This is a genomic window from Bacillus sp. AFS098217, assembly GCF_002551815.1.
Classification (GTDB): domain Bacteria; phylum Bacillota; class Bacilli; order Bacillales; family Bacillaceae_G; genus Bacillus_A.
Window position 1 is genome coordinate 1 of record NZ_NVPR01000143.1, and the last position, 3,540, is coordinate 3,540.

At 36.2% G+C, this 3,540-nt stretch carries 2 protein-coding genes and 1 riboswitch; of the genes, one reads left to right on the forward strand and one right to left on the reverse strand.

The features are described from left to right. A partial coding sequence (locus COO03_RS23830) for an IS110 family transposase (RefSeq protein WP_142316274.1) occupies positions 1-404 on the reverse strand: 404 nt, incomplete at its 3' end. A 442-nt stretch (positions 405-846) separates the two neighbouring features. Next, a riboswitch (cobalamin riboswitch) is annotated at positions 847-1,035 on the forward strand. A gap of 129 nt (positions 1,036-1,164) precedes the next feature. On the opposite strand from COO03_RS23830, the gene metE reads away from it, so the two are divergent. Continuing rightward, positions 1,165-3,453 (forward strand): 5-methyltetrahydropteroyltriglutamate--homocysteine S-methyltransferase, encoded by a 2,289-nt coding sequence (gene metE / locus COO03_RS23835; protein WP_097899468.1) that lies wholly within the window; start codon positions 1,165-1,167, stop codon positions 3,451-3,453. The last annotated feature ends 87 nt before the right edge of the window (positions 3,454-3,540 follow it).

Below are 3,540 nucleotides of genomic sequence, written 5' to 3' on the forward strand. Positions count from 1 at the left end.
CGACGACGAGTTAAATCACGAAGTTCTCGAATATCTGCTGGGGGAACGAAGCTTTTTTCAATCAATCCATATCGAAGAAGTTTGGCAATCCATTCCGCGTCAGCTACATCTGTTTTTCGTCCGGGAACATTCTTAATTCGTTGTGCATTGGCAAGTGTAATATCAAAGAAGTCTTCTATAATATTGTAGACCGGTTTCCAATATACACCCGTACTCTCCATCGCAATATGAGTAATACCAAGGGATTCTAACCATCGAAGTATTTCAAAAAGATTCTTTGTCATTGTAGAAAATGTACGGACTTCCTTTATAAGGGTTTCGTCCGATGAACCAATTAAAATACAAGCAACTATCTCTTTTTGATGTACATCTAGACCTGCGCAATGTGTGTGTAATGTGTCCATAATATATCCTCCCTAAACTGAAATGAGATGGATAGTAGAGAGAAACGGAAAATCAACATTTTTCTGTACGTGATCAGACGAAGAATCTTCTGTCAACAAAGGGATGTGCACCAATCTCTCTCTTACAGTTTTTAGGTCAGGGTTTTACCCACCATAAAGAGTTACGTACTTAGCTATCCATCATCATTATTCAATATAGAAAGGACTTGGATGTATTAAACCCATTTTCATGCAAGGGATGTGAGTACAAAATCATGGATGTTTTTAGGTGGGAGAGAGCATCTGGCCATGTATAGAAGCGGTCATCATAGCCTTTTTCACAACCAAAATTTTTATGTGTAACAAAAAACAAAAAATATAAATATTCTTATTTTAAAACAGTAGACAAAATTCTAAAAATTATGTTAGAATCTTTCTCAATATCATATTTGCTTGTTAAATTCCTTTCAAAAGGAAAATAGGTACACGAGATTTCTTATTTCGTGTTGAAAAGGGAAGTTTGGTGAAATTCCAACGCGGTCCCGCCACTGTAAATGCAGAGACTTCTTTTCTATACCACTGTGAAAACGGGAAGGTAAAAGAAATCATATGACGCATGAGCCAGGAGACCTGCCTATTTTAACAACACTGATAGACTCACGGATGATGATTAGGTGTTATGAACGAGAAGAGAGGACTATTTTCTGTACCTTTATGCTTTTCGTTACATGCATTTCCAAGTAAACGGAAATGCTTACTTTCAATTAGGGAGGAATTTAAAATGGCAATTCAAACAAGTAATTTAGGGTATCCACGAATTGGATTACACCGAGAATGGAAAAAAACGTTGGAAGCTTTTTGGTCAAATAAGATTGATGAGCAGCAATTTTCAACAACAATGAAAGAGATTCGTCTTCAACATGTGAAAGTTCAGCAAGAAAAAGGGATTGATGTAATTCCAATTGGTGACTTTACATATTATGATCATGTGCTGGATACAGCCTACATGCTTGGCTTTATTCCATCACGTTTTTCAGAGTTCACGTCTTATCTTGATGTATATTTTGCAATGGCACGCGGCTCCAAAGATCACGTTGCTTCTGAAATGACGAAATGGTTTAACACAAATTATCATTATATTGTTCCTGAGTATGAAGAAGGATTAGAGATTTCTTTAAAAGACAATCGACCACTTCGCTTATATGAAGAAGCAAAACAAGAATTAGGTGTTGATGGTAAACCAGTTATATTAGGACCGTATACATTCTTAAAATTAGCAAAAGGATATAAACAAGAGCAATTTGCTACTATTTTAAATCAACTCGTTGCTCCTTATGTACAGCTATTAACTGAATTACACGAAGCTGGTGCAAAAATCATCCAAATTGATGAACCAATTTTTGTATCTTTAACAAAAGAAGAAATTGCAGAAGCAAAAGAACTTTACAAAACATTTCGTAAGGAAGTTCCAAATGTATCTCTTATCTTACAAACTTATTTTGATAGTGTAGAAGAGAACTATCAAGAGATTATTACATTCCCTGTATCCGGCATTGGATTGGACTTTGTTCACGGTAAAAAGGGCAATATACAAGCACTTTTAGAGCACGGATTCCCATCCGATAAAATTTTAGCTGTTGGTTGTGTAGATGGCCGTAACATTTGGAGAGCTGATCTTGATGAAGTCCTTTCTTTATTGAAAACATTACAAGGTCGCGTTACACCAAAAGAGTTGATCGTTCAACCTTCATGTAGCTTACTGCATACTCCAATTGATAAGACAGAAGAAACACACTTATCAACTGAACTATTTGACGCCCTTGCATTTGCAAATCAAAAATTAGAAGAACTTACACTTATTAAACATGCGCTTTCTGAAAGTACAGAAAGTGTTAGTACGGAATTAGCTACTTACCGTAGCGCTCATGAAACAATTCGATCTTCAGCTGCACGTAATCGTGAAGATGTACAAACAGCAAGAGCCAATCTTAAAGAAGAAGATTTCTCTCGTCCTCTTCCATTTGAACAACGCTATGAATTGCAACAAGAAGCACTACGATTACCACTACTTCCGACAACAACAATTGGTAGTTTCCCGCAAACTGTTGAAGTTCGTCAAACACGTAAACAATGGCGTAGCGGCGATATTACAAACGAACAATATGAAAAATTTATCGAAAAAGAAACTGAGAAATGGATTCGCTATCAAGAAGATATTGGTCTTGATGTACTTGTACATGGTGAATTTGAAAGAACTGATATGGTGGAATATTTTGGTGAAAGACTCGCTGGGTTCTCTTTCACTAAAAATGGTTGGGTACAATCATACGGTTCCCGCTGTGTAAAGCCACCTGTAATTTATGGGGATGTTGCCTTTATGAATGGGATGACCATTAAAGAAACTGTATATGCTCAAAGTCTTACGGATAAAGTTGTAAAAGGTATGTTAACAGGACCGGTAACAATTTTGAATTGGTCATTCGTTCGAAATGATATTTCAAGAAAAGAAGTTTCTTATCAAATTGCATTAGCACTTCGTCATGAAATTGAATTACTTGAATCCTCTGGGATTAGAGTAATCCAAGTCGATGAACCAGCACTTCGTGAAGGAATGCCATTAAAAGAAAAAGATTGGGATGCATATGTTACTTGGGCAGTTCAATCATTCCTTTTAGCAACATCTTCTGTAGCGAATGAAACACAAATTCATACACATATGTGCTACAGTAACTTTGAAGATATTGTAGATGCAATTCGTGCATTAGATGCAGATGTTATCTCTATTGAAACATCTAGAAGTCATGGTGAATTTATTCATACATTGGAACATACAACTTATGAAAAAGGAATTGGTCTAGGAGTCTATGACATTCATAGTCCTCGTATCCCAAGCAAAGATGAAATATACACAATTGTAGAGCAGTCCTTAAAAGTGTGTGATTCAAAATACTTCTGGATTAATCCAGACTGTGGTTTAAAAACAAGAAGAACAGAAGAAGTTATCCCAGCTTTAGAGCATATGGTTCAAGCTGCTAAAGAGGCCCGTTCCCTTCTAAAAACAAATGCATAATGAGAAAATAAGGTATCCTTCATTGTAACGAAATTCAACAGAAAAGCCACGATAACGTGGCTTTTTGCAGAGTGTTGGGAAACCCTT

Coding starts and splice junctions, on each gene's coding strand:
- metE (WP_097899468.1), top strand. CDS start 1,165: ATGGCAATTCAAACAAGTAATTTAGGGTATCCACGAATTGGATTACAC.